The following is an 18,275-nucleotide window of genomic DNA, read 5'->3' on the forward strand; positions in this document are numbered from 1 at the left end:
ATATAAACCATGGGAAAATTTATAATCACTAAAAGAAAAAACGAAGAATTTCAATTCAACCTCGAAGCCACAAACGGGCAGGTGATCTTAACCAGCGAAGGCTACACCACTAAAGCTTCCTGCAAAACGGGTATCGAATCGGTAAAGACCAATGCGCCACTCGATTCGCGATATGCGCGCGAGATGGCCAAAAACGACAAATATTATTTTAACCTCAAAGCCGGAAATGGCGAAATTATTGGCACCAGCCAGATGTACACTTCCGTGTATAACCGCGAAAACGGTATCGAATCGGTAAAAGCCAATGCGCCAGAGGCTACAATTGTTGACGAAACTGTTTAGTTAAAACCCAAGCTATCCTAACCAAACAAACAACATGGATTTTAAAGACGAGGTTAAACAACTGGGCGCCAGAGCAAGCAAAATGCTTCCGCAGCTCCAAACCGAAGAAGCCACCAAAAATGCTCTGATCATGCCCTTTATCAAATTACTGGGTTTCGATGTGTTCGATCCGTTTGAGGTAAACCCAGAGTTTATCGCCGATATTGGCATCAAGAAAGGCGAGAAAGTGGATTATGCCATCATGAAAGATGGCGAGCCCATCATCATCATCGAATGCAAGCATCACCTGGAGAAGCTAGACCCGCACAATTCGCAACTATTTCGCTATTTCCATACCTGTAAGGCAAAGTTTGGCCTCTTAACCAATGGCCTGATCTATCGCTTCTACACTGATTTGAACGATGCCAACAAGATGGACGAAAAGCCCTTTTTCGAATTCAATATTGCCGAAATCAAAGAGGCGCAAATTGAGGAGCTCAAAAAGTTCCATAAATCATATTTCGATGTAGAAAGCATCTCGAACACGGCATCCGATTTGAAATACACCAATGAACTCAAGGCCCTCATCACTTCTGAACTGAAGGAGCCTACCCCAATTTTTGTCAGGCATTTTGCCAATCAGGTGTACCCGGGCAAAATCACCGAACGTATCCTGACGCAGTTTACCGAACTTGTTAAACGGTCGTCTAACCAAGTGCTGAACGATGCCATAACCGACAGGCTAAAAACGGCTTTAGACAAAGAGGAGGCAAACAGCAACGACAAGGAAGCCATCACCACTACGCAACCGGTAATGGCCGAAGACAAAATCGTAACCACCGAAGAAGAAATTGAGGCTTTCTTTATCGTCAAATCCATCCTGCGCGAAGCCACTGATCCCAAAAGAATCAGCTACCGCGATGCGCAGACTTATTTTGCCATCCTTTTAGACGACAACAACCGGAAAACAATCTGCAGACTTTACCTGGGCACCAAAAAATACCTGGTGGTTTTAGACACGGCCAAAAAGGAAATAAGACACCCGATTAACAGCATAGACGAAATCTATAGCCACGACGATTTGCTCAAAGAATCGGTGGCCAAATTAGAAAACAAAACATAGCACATGGCCACTAAATTAACGCTCTTTAAATTTTGGCTATTCAACTCGCTCACATTCTCCAAACCTACCTTTCTAAACCTGGAGTATGTCGACTTTGTTGTAGACGGCAACGCTATGTTTTTGCTGTCTTGGCAATTGGAGAAGGCCTATCGATTAACAATTCCCGAATTGGGTTTCCACTCGTTCAAAAAACAGGCCACCGCTTATGTTGCCGTTTCCGACCTAGCCGAACACTTAACCATCAAGATTTCCAATACCTGGTGGTCGTGTAGCGAAACCGTTAAGCTCCTAAAAACGGTAATGCCCGCACAACCCGATTACAGCTGTATGCGCGTGAAGGAACTGGACAAAAATACCGTACTCATTCCGCAAATCAACTTTAACAAAAAGGAGCCTCGGCTAAAGCCTGTAACCGTTGTACCTAAAGTCGGGCAAGCCACCATCATCAATCTAAACTACGCTGAAAATTAAATTATTATGGACAATCAATTGTACCAATCGCCCAAATCGAGCCGCTTTATGCGCCTGTTTTGGAAAGCCGCAGGTGCCGACAGGTATATCCTGGAAAGAAGCACTTATGGCGACCAGATTAAATATGTTTGCCTGGGTGGCATTATCATTGCCACCGGTGTAATGGCAGCCATCGCTGGAGGCTATGCCTTCTATACCATTTTTGCCCCAAAAGGCAACGCCATCGATTCGTTTAAGGCCGTAGAAGGCATCCAGGGCGATTACGATCCTACGCACATTCCGACGGCCCTCATCTCCATCGTATTCGGACTCATTTGGGGGGCCATCATATTCAACATCGACCGTTTTATCGTAACCAGCACAGGCAAGGGCGATGGCACAGAAGCCATTACCCGAAAAGAACTGATCGGCGCTTTGCCGCGTATCATTATGGGCGCCATTATAGCCTTAACTATTTCTAAGCCTGTAGAGATCAGAATGTTCAAAACCGAAATCGATGTAGCCTTGCATGCCAAGCAAATTAAGCAAGAGCAATTGTACAAAACCGAAATCGAGAAGGTGGCCAACAGCGAGATTGAAAAAAAGCAAGCCATTATTAAGCGACAGCTGAACAGGATTGCGCAACTCGATAGCATCAGCACGGTAAGAAAGGCGGATATCGCCTACGAAATTTCGCATGGCGGATGCCACGGAAAGTGTGATGCCTTTAAAGAACAACTGGCACAAAACCAAGCAGAAGTATCGAAAATAAACAGCGACCCAGAATTTATCAAGGTCAAAAAAGACCTCGAAAAACTAGAAACAGACAAGCAAACCAAGCTGAGAGAAAGCGGCAAGGTCGCCGCAGGTTTGGATGGGTTGCTCGAAAGAATAAAACTGGCCCATGAGGAGGCTGGCTGGGTCATTTCGCTGTTTGTTACCCTTTTGTTCATGACCATCGAATTAACGCCCATCTTCTTCAAGCTGATGCTGATTAAAAGCCCTTACGATTACATGGAAGAAAACATCAAGGAGTTGATCAAGGCCGATAAGGGCATAGAAATACAGCACGATTTTTATACCAATGGCGAAGGCATAGAAAGAGATCTGGTCATCAACCATCAGGCGATCAAATTGCTAAAAGAAAAAATCCGGTTACTTGAAGTACAGAGTGAGCTGAGCAATGAAGCTATTAATGCCTGGAAACAAAAGAAACAGGATGACATTGTTCAAAATCCAGAAGAATACATAAGTGAAGCCTGATGGAGAAGCCACGCTATGTAAGGTTTTGGAGCAGGAGGTCGATCGTGAGTCTGATTGGCATCGACTATCCGATTCTCGAGCAATCTGAACTCGACAACCTCCCTAAATTCTATTTGGCCGGTTTTTTGGTCCTGTGCATTCTCTGGATAAGTTTTTTGTCCGTGTTTTATGCCTTCGACCTGATGTTTGACATGTGGCATGCAGAGCTGTTGCTTTCCTCTTTTTTCTCGCTCATGTTCTTTACCATTTACATTTTCCTGATACAGACTTTTTCTAAAGAGGTATTTCCAACGACAAGCAAAGTCAAGTTCTTCAACCTGTCGAATTTATCGAGGGTGGGCTTTGTACTCATGATTGGTTTCCTGATTGCACAACCCGTAAAGATATTTTTACTCAAGACACAATTAGATGCCGACATTGAAACCTATAAAACGCAACTATATCAAGATTTTTGCAAGGTAAACCAGCAACTGTATTTCAACGACATCAACAAATTGCTAAGCGACAAGAACAGGTATCAAGCCATGCCATATTCGCAAACGCTTGTTGCCGAAATAGCTAAAATAGATACCGCACTTTACCTGATAGACCAACGAATTGCCATGGCCAACCTGAAAGCCAAAAACAACATTTCGGGTTCTAATTTTTTCATCAAAAGAATAGCTTTCGCCGGCAAATATTTCACAGCCAAAATCGTGGTGTTTTTAATTGTTGTCTTGTTCTTTGCACCTATTGTATTGATCTATTCCATATCTGGCACCAGCAGGTATTACAGCCTAAAGAAAAAGAATGACAAAAATCTGGTTCTGAAAGAATATGCGCTCTTTAAAGCAAGATACAGCTTGTTGTTCGAGCGGAAATACCAGCTCCAAAACATAGTATTTTACGAGCCCTTTCTCGATCCCCCATTTAATACGGTCCGCAAGCCACAACCCAACTATTTATCGCAAGCTGATTTTTTCAATAACCTGGTTGAGCAATGAGCGACTTTAAGAAGGATTACTATAAGATATTGGAGATATCCTCATCGGCTAGGGCCGATGAAATCAAGCTCGCCTATAGAAAGTTGGTTAAGCAATACCATCCCGACCTGCACCCGGGCAATACCCAATTTGAAGACCTGATGAAGGAAATCAACGAGGCTTATGAGGTTTTGGGCAACAAAGACGAGCGCTTTGCATACGACCAGTATTTAGTAAACAAACAGGCCCAACAAAAAAAAGAACAACCTGCTGAAAAAACCGCATCAAACCATAAACGGCACTATACCAAAACAACAACCGTATATTCCGAAGAAAGAACCTATGTAAAGGGCCAAATCTTTATCAAATATTTCGGCAAACATATCAACCAACAAGCAGAAGATATTTTAAGGGAAACTTTTTACAAAATTACGGTTACCCAAACCGATGCCATCATTGAAAGTATTTATCGGCAAAATTTAACGCCCGAATTTCAAGCGGTCTTTTCGGCAAACAAGCCCATCAGCCTCAACATCAGTCAGCCCATCAACTGCACGGTAAAAGATGGGCTAAACAACACTTCTAACTATAAGCTAGAAATACTTGACCTTACCATTCCCAAGCCCGAAATCGTTAAGGTAACCAAACATGAAGATGAAAGCTTTGGCACGGTAACAGGAACTTTTTATGGCTATGTAAGAGAATTTAAAAGCCATGAAGAATCAACAATAGTGGAAGAATGCCATGGAGAAACCGGCCGCTATGAAGAAAAGATAGATAATGGAATCAAATACCGCCGAAAAGAATATTACCATGCCAACTGTAGCACCTATTGGGGAAACTGGGCATTTGATTTAACGGCACATGGCACAAGTTCATCTCGAACTACAGCTGGCTCAACAGGAAGCTATAGCCGGCCTCATCGAAGGCCTTTTAGAAGCAATTCTTACCAAAGCAACGCCAGTGGCTGCCTCGGTTCAACAGGCGGTATTTTCGCCTTGTTAACTGGCGCACTATTTTCTTGGTTGCTCCTGCCCAAGCTGGCCTTCTTCGTTTCGCTTATTATACTGTTGCTGCTGTTAAAACTGATTCCATCCCGCATTTGGGGCTGGATTGCCAGAATTGTTTCTATGCTTTTTGCACTTGTCTACTTCGGCGCTATCATTGCTGCTTTTCGGTCAGGTACCGGCAAAAGAAAAGAAGCATCCGTAGAAAAGCCAAAAACGGCCACCATTAAAAACCCAAGGCATACGCCTGTACGTAGTCCGGATACAAGCGACAAAACAATCGACACCCTAATTTCTCACGATATAACCTGGAGCGATTACAATGGAAAGATCTACGAAGGCCACTTTGCCATTAAAAAAAGTGCCCTTAGCCGTGCACACGCCTATAAAGACACTTTAGCTGTTCAGGCCAATAGCGAGCAAAGCTACGATAGGGTCATTTATTCGCTTAAAGAAAACGACAAGAACAGCCTATCAGGGCTATACGCTATGTTTGATTCGTTAAAACGGGCCAGCAAACCAAGTCAAACAGAATTTGCCGAAATCATTGTTTCGTTTGTGCAAAGTATTCCGTATACCCTGGTGTTACCTAAGGCCTGCGATGCACAGCTTTACCAAGACGAATTTACCGCCAGCTATTTGGCCAGCGCCGATGCCCGTTGCGACGGCTATGAAAGGTTCGGAATTAATACGCCGGTAGAATTTATGGCTTCGTTAAATGGCGACTGCGATACCAGAACCTTATTGTTGTATACCGTACTATCGCATTATGGTTATGATGTAGCGCTATTAAGCAGTTCGTATTACAGTCATTCCGTTCTGGGCATCAATTTACCTTATGATGGCCTTACATACGAATACAATAACCAAAGGTACGTGCTATGGGAAACCACTGTGCCTAATGCCCGACCAGGCATCCTCTCCAACGATGTTTCAAACACCAATTATTGGCGGATATCCTTAAAATCAAAATAACATGAACTCCTTAAAACCAATTGCCATTGCAGGCACCGTTATCCTATTGTTGATGCTGTTGTTGCTTACAGCTTATCTGTTAACCAAAAGACATAAATCAAAGCTCAATGCGGATGGAAAGCTGAAACGCTCCTATGCCATTTGGTATGCCGCTATTTTCCTATCTGGGGCAAAAATTATAGCGCAGGTACTAGAGATTTCGATCGAAATCATAGACAATCTGATAAAAATACATCCTGCTGCGCTCCTTTTAACGCTCTGCAAAGCTATTGCTTTGGTAAGCGGCTCTGCTTTTATCTGTTTTGTGTCGTGTGTTTTTATCACAAAGACCTTTATACAGCTCATACTGTTCAAGACCAACGAGAACGAAGAAATGGAAGACGACCATGTGGGCTATTTTATCATTAAAAGTGCCATGCTGATCGGAATGGTTTTTTCTTTATCGGCTGTCATTTCCCTACTCTTGAGAACGTTTATTCCTGCCATTCAAATACCCTATTATCATTAAACAATCATCATGAAAACCCTATTGCTATTTTTGGCTTTCTCTACCTATTTTTCTTGTGCCGAACCAACCGATGTATACATCTGCAACAATGGCAAGACCAAAAAATACCACCTCAGCTCCAACTGTCGTGCTTTGCGTAACTGTAGCTATAAAACCCTTAAAACGACCTTAGAAAAAGCTAAAAAAGAAGGGAAAACCTTATGTGGCTGGGAAAAACAGTAGCGACGTTTTTAATCTGCTGTTGCTGCCCTTTGCTAAACCAGCAACAGCATGATACAGATTTTCAAAACAGGACTTTTACCGCCAAAGTAATCCGCATTATGGATGGCGATACCTTGGAGGTGCTTTACCAACAGCGACCCATCAAATTGCGTTTGGCCCACATCGATTGCCCGGAGCAAAGGCATGCGCAGCCCTTTGGCACACAAGCCAAAAAAGCATTATCCGATTTATGTTTTGGGCAGCAGGTAAAGGTTCAGTCCCAAAAGTACGACCGTTACAGAAGGCTGGTGGCTATTGTCACCAACCAGCAGCACCAAATCGTAAACCAGGAAATGATTAAATTGGGTATGGCCTGGCATTTTGTAAAATATTCAGCAGACCCGGTTTACGCCAAACTGGAACAGGAAGCCCGAAAACAAAAAATAGGGGTTTGGCAAGATGCCCATCCCGTTGCCCCATGGGAATGGAGAAAACTCAGGAAACGGGCTATTCAATAATTAAGGGAAACCCTCCTAAATGCAGATATATTTCGCCAATTAAACCGTATATTGCTTTATAATTAATTATCTCGACAGTGCCAAATCACCAACCCATTAAACTATAGGCTATGCTCGGAGAACTCAGCAAAAAGGAAATTCTAGACCTGCTTCAAAATCAGTTATATGGTTACTTAGGTTGCCATGCCAATGGCGAAACCTATGTGGTGCCAGTCAATTTTATCTACAGCGAAAATGCGCTTTACGCACATTCTGGTCCCGGCAAAAAGATCGACATGATGCGCCAAAACCCGAAGGTTTGTTTCCAGATTGGCGATATCAAAAACTCCTTCCACTGGAAAAGCGTTGTTATTGATGGTCGGTTTGAAGAACTCCACGATCAGGAGCGGCAACAGGTGATGCAGGGCATTATCCAAAAAATGATGCCGTTAAAGGAAAACACGCCAAGGGAAACTTCGCATGGCATTGACCCCGCTAAGCACAATCAGTTGATTGTGTATAAGATTGCCATCGATACCGTAAGCGGCCGTTTCGAAAGCCATAACGAATAATAACCCAACAAGCCTTTTAACCAATTTCCTAATCCGTACGCCCTGCCACATGGCAATGCGCTAGGCTTTGCCTGGTTTAAAGGAAGGCTTCATTAGCCGGATTTATTTTTACAAAGCACTTTTTATTTCAAAGTATAAAATATATATCCTAACTTTGTGATTGCCGGCCACTTATTAAACGGCCGTAATGGTTTTGGATAGAGAAAATGTATCATACTTCGTCGATAAAAATTCGATTGTGCGCCAAATTTGGGGCAGCAGCGATACCATTTTGCTGATTTTTGCGGGAGCCGCCGCAGAGTTTGCCCTGAACAAAGCGGTAGACTGGCTTTATTTTACCGGAAAGCTGCCTGCCGATCCGCTCAAGCGCCTGTTCTCAACGGTATCTTATGCACGCCAAATTGTTTTCGCCACTTACGGCGATGCCCTGCAGGCTATTGACAAAATTGCGTCTATCCACAAAGGCGTTGAAAACCAGCGAGGCCAAAACATCCCCGACTGGGCCTACCGTGATGTATTGTATTTGCTGATCGATTATTCAATACGGGCGTATGAATTATTGGAAAGAAAACTAGAGATGGCCGAAAAAGAAGAGATTTTTGATGTGTTTTACCGATTAGGTACGGGCATGCAGCTCCACAGCCTGCCCAGCAACTATACACAATGGCTTGTTCAAAGAAACTCTGCCCTGGTTGCAAACCTTCAATACGGCGATTTTACCAAAGATCTTTACCTGCAATACCGCAAACATTTGGGCGGGTTCCGGTTTCTTATTTTAAGGCTGGCCCAACGCTTATTGGTACCGCAACAGGTAAACGAATTATTGGGGCTCGGGAAAAATCCCTTGGCGGCCGTCATGCTCGGTTCATACAAAATTAGCCGCTGGGTGGGACTGCAGCCAGTCCTTAAAAACGCCTTGCTGCCGGTAGCCTATAAAGAAGAAATTAAGGCACTAGACGGCTATGCTTATCCTTCAACATCAAGAAAAACAGTTATCCAAACGCTTTTATGAACATTTCAGCTACCCTCGACCGGCTTCATGCCCAAGTAAAGCAAAACATTTGGTTTGGCCGTTTTGCCATTTTTTGTCGCCTTGCCCTAGCCGCTGGTTTTATCCCATCGGGATTGGTCAAAATTATGGGCGAGCGCTTCACTTCTTTGTCTAACAACCATCCCATGGGCCATTACCTGGAGGCGCTCCACCACACAGGTTATTATTACACCTTTATTGGCATTGCACAGGTAATGGCAGCCGTTTTGTTGCTAATTCCCCGGACGGCTTTGCTGGGTGCACTGCTCTATTTTCCGATCATCCTGAACATCTGCATCCTTTCTCTGGCGGTGCGTTTTGATGGTTCATTGCTTTCTTCGCCATTTATGGTGCTGGCCAACCTCTATCTTCTTGGTTGGTATTACGATCGGCTCAAGCTTATTTTCCCTTTTAAACGTACCACCATCCAACAGTATCTGCCACCGCCAAGCGTTACTACCCGCAAATTTCCAACGGCTTTCTTTTTTGGCTCAATGGCAACCGTTGTGCTTGTGGGGTTCTTTTTGACGAACATTTTCGATCTTAAGCCCCGCAATACCTTAAGCGATTGCGAAAAACAATGCAAGGGGAGCGCCAACCCACAGGCCTGCCTTATTTTTTGCGACTGTATCCACCAGCAAGGGCAGGATCTGGATCAGTGCCTGGGCGAATACCACAAGGCTTTGAAAGGGAAATAAATTTAATCTTGCCCGCATTGTTAAATAGGTTCTGCATAAATTGGTTATTTTTATTGTACAATACCTATCTACCGATGAACGCAAAAACCAAACTTCTGCTTATCTATTGCTGCTTATTGGCTTTTTTGCCTAGTAAAGCGCAAGTTCAAGCTAGCTCCAATCAATGGGCGCCAGACTTGGGCAATGGCAATTTTAAAAATCCCTTGCTTTGGGGCGATTGGCCCGACCCGGATCTCATTAGGGTAGGCGATGCGTTCTATTTGGTTACAACGAGCATGCATTATGTACCCGGCTGTCCGATTTTGAAATCAAATGACTTGGTAAACTGGCAAATGGCTGGTTATGCTGTTGACAGATACGATGAAGATCCTCGCTATAATTTGCAGAATGGCAACAGATACTTGCGGGGGTCGTGGGCAGCCACCATCCGGCATCACAATGGATTGTTTTATATAGGGTTCTGTACGCCAAATTGGGACAAGGAAAAGGGCCATTTTTCGATCTGCACAGCGAAAGACATCAAGGGCCCGTGGACGAGGACCATTTTCCCTGAATATTTGTATGATCCGGGTTTGTTTTTTGACGATGATGGCAAGGTATATGTAGCCCATGGTCAGCAAAAGCTATACATTACCGAACTAAATGCGGATGCCAAATCGGTAAAAACACCACAAAAGGAAATTTACAATAACCGAGACTACCCCTATTTGGAGGGTTCGCACCTTTATAAGGTTAATGGAAAATATTACATTTTAAGCACTACCGGAGGTACAAAAGGCAGGCAGGTTTGCTTAAGGTCAGACCATATTTATGGGCCTTACGAATCAAAAGTTGTCATTAACGACGACCATACTTATCCAGGCAACGGCTTGCATCAGGGTGGAATGGTGCAGCTCAAAGACGGTTCTTGGTGGTTTATGATTATGCAAGACCGCGGACCAATTGGCCGTACTCCTAATTTAGAACCCGTTACCTGGGTAGATGGCTGGCCTATGCTGGGCATAGATGGCAAAGGAGTTACGAATTATCAAAAGCCCAATGTGGGGAAAACCTATCCCATCACCGTGCCTGCAACATCAGATGAATTTAATCAAGCAACGCTTGGGCTTCAATGGCAATGGAACCACAATCCGGATCACGATAAGTGGTCTTTAAAAGAAAGAAAAGGCTATATGCGTTTGCATGCCTCGCTGGCAAAAGAGCTCACAACAGCACGCAATACGCTTACCCAAAGGGTGCAAGGGCCCTTTTCGGAAGGTACTGTGGAGCTGGACATCAGTGGCCTGAAAGATGGAAATATAGCCGGATTTGGTATTTTTCAGTCGCCATACGCTTATATTGCTGTTCGAAAAGAGGGTGATCAAAAAACCTTACTCATGGTAAATAATGGAAAAACGATCGACAGCATCACTAATTTTGCTCAACGTAAGCTTTGGATAAAGGCCAACTTAACCCATACCGATTTTCTAGCCTCATTCTTCTATAGCTTAGACGGCAAAAATTTTATTTCCTTTGGGAACAAACTGAAGATGGCCTTGGGATATGACTGGACCGCCAATCGTTTTGCCCTGTTCAATTACAGCACCAAGAAAGAAGGAGAGCAAGGCTACGCCGATTTTAATTGGTTCAGGTTTACGGGCCAAAACAGTTTTTAACGACAATTAAACCCCCTGCAATGTTCAAACGTTCGACCCCCATACTAGCCTCGCTTAACGAAGCTCAAACCATAGCCTTCTATACGCAACAATTGGGTTTTACCTTTTGTACCAACAACAATGGCTACCTGATATTTGAACGCGACGGCATTCATGTTCATCTGTTTCGGTGCGAAGACCCAGAAGCTGGCCGCAACATGGGCTGTTATATTTATGTAACCGCTATCGAAGCGCTTTATCAAGAATACCAGGCACTAAACCTGATCCACCCGAATGGGGCGCTCCAAATGATGCCTTGGGGCTTGAGGCAATTTGCCGTAGTAGACAACAACGGCAATATTTTTTACTTTGCCGATGATAAGCCTGTTAATGGCTAGGAGAATAAATGACGCGACATTAAAAAAGCCTTTAAACAAATTGTTTAAAGGCTTTTTTTGCAGTGGTCCCGACGAGAATCGAACTCATATCTAAAGTTTAGGAAACTTCTATTCTATCCGTTGAACTACAGGACCAATATGTTTACAAAGATTTTAAAAATTCTTTACCAATTCCGGATTTAAAATACTTTTCTTTATTTCTGGCAACTATCCTGCCTTCTACTTCTTCTGTATAAATCAACCGCCAAGGCCTGTAACCTTTTGTTGACCTTGTTTTGCCCGCGTTATGCTCTTTCAGCCTTCTTTCTACGTCTAAAGAAAACCCAACATAAACTCGCCCATCCATTTCGCTTTTGATTGCATACACAGTATAAATGCTCATCGCTAAAGTTTAGGAAACTTCCCTGCCTACCGCAGGCAGGTATTCTATCCGTTGAACTACAGGACCAGTCTTATTTCAGGTTGTGGATTTACGATTTTTGATCATCAATCACTTTCAAGCGCACAAATATAAAAATTATCAGATGCATCAGCAATTTAGTTGAAACTATTCCTGCACCATTTTATATTTGACTATGAAAAAAACGCTCGGCATCTTATTCATTATCATTGCCTGCATTTTGGGCATCTTCTGTGGCCTTATATTTTTTGTAATCGCTAAACCGGATCTGGCCAAGCTTGGGCAAATGACTTCCAACATGGAACGATTTGCCACCATCGCCAGTTTTTTGGTTTTTGAAGCTATTTTTGCTGTCCCTGCCGGCTTATTGCTTTTCTTTGGCGTAAAGATGGTACAGTCCTCTAAAAAAGCCGATAAAACCCAGCTGCCAAGTTTTCCCAGCCGGATTATCAACCGCAATCCCTAAATCCAAAATCGTAAATCGACCTACTTGATTACGCTGCCATTGCCAAATTGAGCTGTAGGCGCCACGAAAGTGAGCTTCCCCTCGGCATCTTCGGCCATTAAAATCATGCCTTGCGAAACAATTCCTTTGATTTCCCGTGGTGCCAAATTAACCAACAGGCTTACCTGTTGCCCAATAATTTCTTCGGGCTGGTAGTATTCGGCAATGCCCGAAACCACCGTACGTTCGTCTAAGCCGGTGTTGACGGTTAATTTCAGCAGCTTTTTGGTTTTTTCTACTTTCTCTGCCGCTATAATCGTTGCTACGCGGATATCCATGGCGCCAAACTGATCAAAATTGATGTTATCCTTGGCTGGTGCAACCGTAGCGCTTGCCTGTGCATTGGCGGCTTTACTGTTGTTCAGCTTGTCTATCTGCGCCTGTACTTCCTCGTCTTCTATTTTGCTGAACAAGAGCTGTGGCTCGTTTAACTGATGGCCACGTTTAAGCAAGTGGATCGAGCCAGCATCTTCCCAGGTATGGCCTCCGTAGTTCAGCATCTTCATCAGCTTGTCGGCCGTAAAAGGCAAGAAAGGTTCAATCAGGATTTCCAAATTGGCCGCAAGCTGCAAGCTGATGTTCAAAATGGTACGCACCCGGTCTTCGTCGGTTTTGATCACTTTCCATGGCTCGGTTTCGGCCAAGTATTTGTTGCCCAAGCGTGCTACATTCATCACTTCGGCCAAAGCTTCCCTAAAACGGTAGTTTTCTATCGAAGCGCTGATTTTTGCCGGATAGGTTTTCAACTCGTCGATTACCGCCTGGTCCTGCTCGGTTACTTCCATCAGCGTAGGCACCTTGCCATCGAAATATTTCTGGGTCAGTACCGTTACGCGGTTGATGAAATTGCCCAGAATAGCCACCAGTTCATTGTTGTTGCGGGCTTGAAAATCTTTCCAGGTAAAATCGTTGTCTTTGGTTTCTGGCGCAGTAGCCGTCAGAACATAACGCAATACGTCTTGTTTGTCCTTAAAATCGACCAGGTATTCGTTGAGCCATACTGCCCAGTTTTTAGAGGTCGATATTTTTTGTCCTTCCAGGTTTAAAAACTCATTGGCGGGCACATTGTCGGCCAAGATATAACCGCCATGCGCCATCAGCATGGCCGGAAAAATGATGCAGTGGAAAACGATGTTGTCTTTGCCAATAAAATGCACCAATTTGGTGTCTTCGCTTTGCCAGTATTCTTCCCAGCCACATTTGTCTGTTTCAAACTGGCGGATATAGTATTCTTCGGCCTTAGGATTCCATACATCCAGTTTCGGATAGTTACAAAGCTCCTTGGTGGCCGAAATATAACCGATAGGAGCATCGAACCAAACGTACAGCACTTTGCCTTCGGCGCCTCTAACAGGCACTTTAACGCCCCAATCCAGATCGCGGGTCATGGCGCGTGGCTGCAAACCGGCATTGAGCCAGCTTTGGCATTGGCCGTATACGTTGGGGCGCCATTCTTTATGGCTCTCGATATAGGTTCTTAACTGATCTTCGTATTTATCCAATGGCAAAAACCAGTTTTTGGTTTCCTTGCGTACGGGAGGCTCTCCGCTTAAAGTAGATTTTGGATTGATAAGGTCGGTTGCATTCAAGGTGCTGCCACAGTTTTCGCATTGGTCGCCGTAAGCGTTTTCGTTGCCACATTTCGGACAAGTACCAGTAATGTACCTGTCGGCCAGGAACGTTTGTGCTTTTTCGTCGTAATACTGCTCGGTAACCTCTTCGGTAAACACGCCTTTTTTATACAGGTTTTCGAAAAAGGCTGAGGCGGTTTGGTGATGCGTTAGCGATGAGGTACGATGGTAAATATCAAAAGAAACACCAAAATCCCTAAAAGAATCGCCAATAATCTTGTGGTATTTATCTACCACTTCTTGTGGCGTAATGCCTTCTTTTTTGGCTTTCAGGGTAATGGGCACGCCATTTTCGTCAGAACCGCAAATAAATTTGACGTCTCTTTTGTTAGAGCGCAGGTAACGCACATAGGTATCGGCCGGCAGGTAAACGCCCGCCAGGTGGCCAATGTGCACCGGACCATTAGTGTAAGGCAAAGCTGCCGTTACGGTATATCTTTTAATTTTACTGTTATCCAAAACTATTTATTTATTTTGGCAAAGATAAGTGTTTTACCCATGATTAAACAGCCACCGTATTTAAAAAAAGGAGATCAGGTTGCAATTGTATGCCCCGCCAAGAAATTGCCCAAGCCTATTGACAAGGCCATTGCTATTTTGCAGCACTGGGGGCTTGAGGTGGTATTGGGCGAAACGGTAAATGCCGGCTACCACCAATTTGCCGGCACCGACGAGCTGCGCAAAAACGACCTGCAAAAATACCTCGACGACCCCAACATCAAAGCCATTATTGCAGGCAGAGGCGGCTACGGCACGCTCCGCATTATAGACGAGCTCGATTTTACGGCATTTTTGCAACAACCCAAGTGGCTAGTCGGTTTTAGCGACATTACCGTGCTCTTATCGCATGCCTTTGCCCAGTTGCAAATGCAGAGCATCCACGCACAAATGCCTTATACTTTTGCCGACAGCACACCCGAAGCATTGGAAAGCCTTAAAAATTCGCTCTTTGGCCAACCTGTGGCATACCATTACACCAGCAGTTTTAAAGGCCGCAACGGACAAGTTGAGGGCCAGCTGATTGGGGGTAACCTCACGTTGCTCATCGCCGTAGAAGGTTCGGTTTCGGAAATGGATTATACCGACAAAATCCTTTTTATAGAAGATGTTGGCGAACACGAATATGCCATAGACCGGATGATGCGGCTCTTAAAGCGCAAAGGCAAACTGGGCCGGCTCAAAGGCCTTGTGGTAGGGGCTTTTAATGAGGTAGCCGAAGAAAGCATTCCTTTTGGGCAAAGCCCGCAAGAAGTAATCTGGGAGCTGGTTAAGGAGTACGGTTATCCGGTTTGCTTCGATTTTCCGACGGGCCATATCAACGACAACCGTGCCATGGTATTGGGTAAAAATGTATCTTTACGCATAGATCACCCTAACGTTCAATTTAAATTTTAAAAAATGGCAGTTTTCGACAATTTAGGTAAATACCGCAACACCGGACTTCTTCTTTTAAGGCTTGGCCTCGGCACGATGATGATTATACACGGCTACCCCAAAATAGGGGGCGGCCAAGAAACCTGGACCCAAATTGGGGGCAGCATGAAATTGATCGGCGTTGATTTTGCACCGGTGCTATGGGGCTTTATGGCCGCTGCTACCGAAACTTTTGGCGGTTTTCTGCTGATATTGGGCTTGTTGTTCCGTCCGGTAAATATGCTTTTGGTGTTTACCATGATTATTGCGGCACTGGTTCACCTGTCTGACCCAAAACAGGGCCTGGGCGATGCTTCGCATGCCATAGAACTGGCCATTGTATTTTTCAGCCTGTTGTTTATTGGTCCCGGAAAATATAGTATCGACAAGAAATAACAACCTTTTTAAAAAAGAAAAGCCTGTAAACAACAGGCTTTTTTTGTGGGTATCTATTTACAATCGAGGTTAAAGCTGGTCGTAAAAAGCCAGCAACTGCTTAACGCCTTCAACGGTGCTTAAATCTGGTTTTGTTTCGTTAACGTATTTGGTCAATTCGGCTTCCTTGTTTGCCAGTACGGCCAATATCGATTTTTTGTTCAGCTTCACTTCTTCCATGCTATGATCTGGCCTTACGATATAGTATTTGTTAGCCGAAGCTACTTTTTGGGTGGTAATGGCAGAGTTATACTCCCTATTTTCTTTGAGGTATTTAGCGTCGCGGTGTACGAATTTCGTTTTGCCATCGTATAAAATATGATAAAAAAACTTGTTCCCCGCAGCAAATACGCGGTAAATGGCATTGCCTTCGTCAACCAAAACAAATTCTTTAACCGCATCAACAAACTTGTTGGCGTTTCCCTCGGTATCTTTAAAATACAATACATTTTCTATCTGGTCGTATTTGATGGGAACGTCTTGATACTTTTTGCCATCGGTGGTGGTAATGATTGCCCTGCTCCAGTCTTTGGTGAGGTAGGGATCGCCAACCAGCTCGGTCTTTGTCCTCAGCTCTACGGTATTGCCGCTTACATCCTTCAGGTAGCCGATGTTTGTTTGTGCCTTTGCGCCCAATACCGCACTAACCAACACCGCAACAGCTATTAAAATTTTCTTTTTCATTACAGCCAACATAAAAATCGCTTCATTAAAGTAAGTTACGAAAAAACGGCGCATAACCTGCTAAAAGCAGTTCCATTATTTACAAAAAAGGGTTTTAGGCCATGGCCTAAAACCCTTTTGCTTTGTTGTTTATATTATTTCCAAACCGGATTTTGGGTATAGTTTGGATTGGCCAAAATCTCTGCCGTAGAAATTGGCATGAAATATTGTTTTTTGCCCGAGGTTAGGTTTACGGCCCCGCCGCTGTTGTCGTCTGGTGCCAAAGGCAAACGGTCAATTGCCAAGCCTCTTCTTCTCAAATCGAAATAACGATGGCCTTCCCATGCCAGTTCCCTGAAGCGCTCCAGGTAAACGTCGGCAACTGCCGATGGTTTATCGGCGTAAGTGGCCAGGTCAACATAGCCGGTAATACGGTTTCTTCTCAGCGTGTTCACATCGCCAACGGCCAACAGATAATTTTCTTTTTCGGCATAGGCTTCGGCCCTGATCAGGTACATTTCGGAGGTTCTGAACAATTTAATGTCGGCAAGGTTTCTGGTTGCGCTGTTGCCGCCATAATATTTTGAAATCAGGTTAGGGGTTTTGTTGGTTCCCCGGCCTGGCGTAATTTTCAGGTAATTGGCAAACCTCACATCAACAAGCGGCGTAGTGGCCGTTAAGGCCGCAATGATTTTGGGCGAGGCGGCGAATTCTACTGCGTTTGCCGTTGAAGCGAAAAGATCGCCGATACGGGCATCGCCACTCACACGTTTCAGTTTCCAAACCACTTCGTTGTTGCCGGCATCTGTCCAAATATTAGGAAACTGGGCGATGGTTGCCAACGGAATGGCATTAATCACTTCGGTGGTTGCCGCAATGGCCAAATCCCATTTTTGCTCGTACAAATAAACCCTGGCCTGAATGGCGGCCACGCCTTTATTGGTAATCCTTGTATTATCGGTAAAAGAAGTCGGGATCAATCCTTTGGCAGTTGTCAGGTCTGCTTCAATTCTTGCAAACGACTCGGCTACGCTTAGCCTTGAAGGCTTGATAAATACCCCAGCTGTTTTTTCGTCGATGTAGGCGATGCCCAAATCGGTTCCGTTATAACCCGAAGCATAAGATTTGAGCAACTGGAAATGTGCATAGGCCCGTAGCGCCAAGAGTTCGCCCTTCACCTTGTTTTTGGTGGCGGTTTCGGTGGCAGAAGTAGCCTGAACACGGTCGAACGCAATCAGCACCTGATTTACGCGGTTAATGGTTGCATAAAGGTTTACAAAATTGTTGGCCAACGTACCATCGCTAGAATCGTATTCCCACCGGTATTGGATCGCACCCCTACCCGTATTGTTTTCAATCGGGTAATAAGACTCGTCAGACAGGTAGTTAGACAAGTTGATGTCGTTATTCCCTAAAGCGGCATAGGCGCCTACCAAGCCACTTTCCAAATCGGCCACAGCGGTAAATGCAATATCTCCGGTAATCGAATCGGTGGGTTTTAAATCTAGATCTTTATCGCAACCCTGCAATAACAAGGCCACTCCGAGAACCGGGAGGATAAAGTATTTTTTTATGTTTATCATTTTCAT

The 18,275-nt window shown here is 44.4% G+C and carries 21 protein-coding genes and 1 tRNA gene; 17 read left to right on the plus strand and 5 right to left on the minus strand.

Annotated features, from left to right (window positions below):
* Positions 1 to 9: 9 nt before the first annotated feature.
* The 14 genes from AC6H1S_RS18115 (at position 10) to AC6H1S_RS18180 (ending at position 11,639) form a co-directional block, all read left to right on the plus strand.
* Positions 10 to 342, plus strand: a complete 333-nt coding sequence (locus AC6H1S_RS18115; protein ID WP_497564521.1) for a YegP family protein — start codon at positions 10 to 12, stop codon at positions 340 to 342.
* Positions 343 to 376: 34 nt separating this feature from the next.
* Complete coding sequence (locus AC6H1S_RS18120) at positions 377 to 1,444, plus strand: type I restriction endonuclease (RefSeq protein ID WP_497564522.1); 1,068 nt, start codon at positions 377 to 379, stop codon at positions 1,442 to 1,444.
* A 3-nt stretch (positions 1,445 to 1,447) separates the two neighbouring features.
* Positions 1,448 to 1,915: a hypothetical protein gene (locus tag AC6H1S_RS18125; RefSeq protein WP_497564523.1), complete on the plus strand. Its 468-nt coding sequence runs from the start codon at positions 1,448 to 1,450 to the stop codon at positions 1,913 to 1,915.
* Positions 1,916 to 1,921: 6 nt separating this feature from the next.
* A complete protein-coding gene (locus AC6H1S_RS18130) occupies positions 1,922 to 3,157 on the plus strand; it encodes a DUF4407 domain-containing protein (protein ID WP_199140011.1) in 1,236 nt (411 codons plus the stop codon).
* Positions 3,157 to 4,140, plus strand: coding sequence for a DUF4407 domain-containing protein (locus AC6H1S_RS18135; protein ID WP_497564524.1), 984 nt, complete (start codon positions 3,157 to 3,159; stop codon positions 4,138 to 4,140). Before AC6H1S_RS18130 ends, AC6H1S_RS18135 begins: the two co-directional genes overlap by 1 nt.
* A complete protein-coding gene (locus tag AC6H1S_RS18140) occupies positions 4,137 to 6,101 on the plus strand; it encodes a J domain-containing protein (RefSeq protein WP_497564525.1) in 1,965 nt (654 codons plus the stop codon). Before AC6H1S_RS18135 ends, AC6H1S_RS18140 begins: the two co-directional genes overlap by 4 nt.
* 1 nt (position 6,102) lies before the next feature.
* Positions 6,103 to 6,609: a hypothetical protein gene (locus AC6H1S_RS18145; protein WP_497564526.1), complete on the plus strand. Its 507-nt coding sequence runs from the start codon at positions 6,103 to 6,105 to the stop codon at positions 6,607 to 6,609.
* A 9-nt stretch (positions 6,610 to 6,618) separates the two neighbouring features.
* Entirely contained in the window at positions 6,619 to 6,831 is a 213-nt protein-coding gene (locus tag AC6H1S_RS18150; protein ID WP_199140003.1) for a hypothetical protein, read from the plus strand.
* Complete coding sequence (locus AC6H1S_RS18155) at positions 6,810 to 7,328, plus strand: thermonuclease family protein (RefSeq protein WP_497564527.1); 519 nt, start codon at positions 6,810 to 6,812, stop codon at positions 7,326 to 7,328. The genes AC6H1S_RS18150 and AC6H1S_RS18155 overlap by 22 nt, the downstream gene beginning before the upstream one ends.
* A 110-nt stretch (positions 7,329 to 7,438) precedes the next feature.
* Positions 7,439 to 7,879: a pyridoxamine 5'-phosphate oxidase family protein gene (locus AC6H1S_RS18160; protein ID WP_199139999.1), complete on the plus strand. Its 441-nt coding sequence runs from the start codon at positions 7,439 to 7,441 to the stop codon at positions 7,877 to 7,879.
* Between the two features lie 187 nt (positions 7,880 to 8,066).
* Entirely contained in the window at positions 8,067 to 8,891 is an 825-nt protein-coding gene (locus tag AC6H1S_RS18165) for an oxygenase MpaB family protein (RefSeq protein WP_497564528.1), read from the plus strand.
* Positions 8,888 to 9,607, plus strand: coding sequence for a hypothetical protein (locus AC6H1S_RS18170; RefSeq protein ID WP_497564529.1), 720 nt, complete (start codon positions 8,888 to 8,890; stop codon positions 9,605 to 9,607). Before AC6H1S_RS18165 ends, AC6H1S_RS18170 begins: the two co-directional genes overlap by 4 nt.
* A gap of 74 nt (positions 9,608 to 9,681) precedes the next feature.
* A complete protein-coding gene (locus AC6H1S_RS18175) occupies positions 9,682 to 11,262 on the plus strand; it encodes a glycoside hydrolase family 43 protein (RefSeq protein ID WP_497564530.1) in 1,581 nt (526 codons plus the stop codon).
* Between the two features lie 20 nt (positions 11,263 to 11,282).
* Entirely contained in the window at positions 11,283 to 11,639 is a 357-nt protein-coding gene (locus tag AC6H1S_RS18180) for a bleomycin resistance protein (protein ID WP_497564531.1), read from the plus strand.
* A 63-nt stretch (positions 11,640 to 11,702) separates the two neighbouring features.
* On the opposite strand, the gene AC6H1S_RS18185 is transcribed toward AC6H1S_RS18180, so the two are convergent.
* Positions 11,703 to 11,774 (minus strand) — tRNA-Arg (locus tag AC6H1S_RS18185).
* 7 nt (positions 11,775 to 11,781) lie between these two features.
* On the minus strand, positions 11,782 to 12,021 hold the full coding sequence (locus AC6H1S_RS18190) for a GIY-YIG nuclease family protein (RefSeq protein WP_497564532.1): 240 nt from the start codon (positions 12,019 to 12,021) through the stop codon (positions 11,782 to 11,784).
* Between the two features lie 193 nt (positions 12,022 to 12,214).
* Between AC6H1S_RS18190 and AC6H1S_RS18195 the strand changes: the two genes are divergently transcribed.
* The gene (locus AC6H1S_RS18195) at positions 12,215 to 12,505 is read left to right on the plus strand and encodes a hypothetical protein (RefSeq protein WP_497564533.1); all 291 of its coding nucleotides are present in this window, start codon (positions 12,215 to 12,217) and stop codon (positions 12,503 to 12,505) included.
* Positions 12,506 to 12,525: 20 nt separating this feature from the next.
* Here AC6H1S_RS18195 and metG read toward each other — a convergent pair whose 3' ends face one another.
* Positions 12,526 to 14,634, minus strand: a complete 2,109-nt coding sequence (metG, locus tag AC6H1S_RS18200) for a methionine--tRNA ligase (RefSeq protein ID WP_199139864.1) — start codon at positions 14,632 to 14,634, stop codon at positions 12,526 to 12,528.
* Between the two features lie 39 nt (positions 14,635 to 14,673).
* Between metG and AC6H1S_RS18205 the strand changes: the two genes are divergently transcribed.
* Together AC6H1S_RS18205 and AC6H1S_RS18210 are read left to right on the plus strand one after the other, a co-directional pair.
* Entirely contained in the window at positions 14,674 to 15,570 is an 897-nt protein-coding gene (locus AC6H1S_RS18205; RefSeq protein WP_497564534.1) for a S66 peptidase family protein, read from the plus strand.
* Between the two features lie 3 nt (positions 15,571 to 15,573).
* On the plus strand, positions 15,574 to 15,984 hold the full coding sequence (locus AC6H1S_RS18210) for a DoxX family protein (RefSeq protein WP_199139868.1): 411 nt from the start codon (positions 15,574 to 15,576) through the stop codon (positions 15,982 to 15,984).
* A gap of 69 nt (positions 15,985 to 16,053) precedes the next feature.
* On the opposite strand, the gene AC6H1S_RS18215 is transcribed toward AC6H1S_RS18210, so the two are convergent.
* Both AC6H1S_RS18215 and AC6H1S_RS18220 read right to left on the minus strand, forming a co-directional pair.
* The gene (locus tag AC6H1S_RS18215; protein WP_199139870.1) at positions 16,054 to 16,707 is read right to left on the minus strand and encodes a hypothetical protein; all 654 of its coding nucleotides are present in this window, start codon (positions 16,705 to 16,707) and stop codon (positions 16,054 to 16,056) included.
* A 134-nt stretch (positions 16,708 to 16,841) separates the two neighbouring features.
* Positions 16,842 to 18,269 carry a RagB/SusD family nutrient uptake outer membrane protein gene (locus AC6H1S_RS18220; RefSeq protein WP_497564535.1) on the minus strand — a complete coding sequence of 476 codons (1,428 nt, stop codon included), beginning with the start codon at positions 18,267 to 18,269 and terminating at the stop codon, positions 16,842 to 16,844.
* Between the last annotated feature and the right edge of the window lie 6 nt (positions 18,270 to 18,275).

The sequence above is a fragment of the Pedobacter sp. TM02 genome (genome assembly GCF_059705275.1).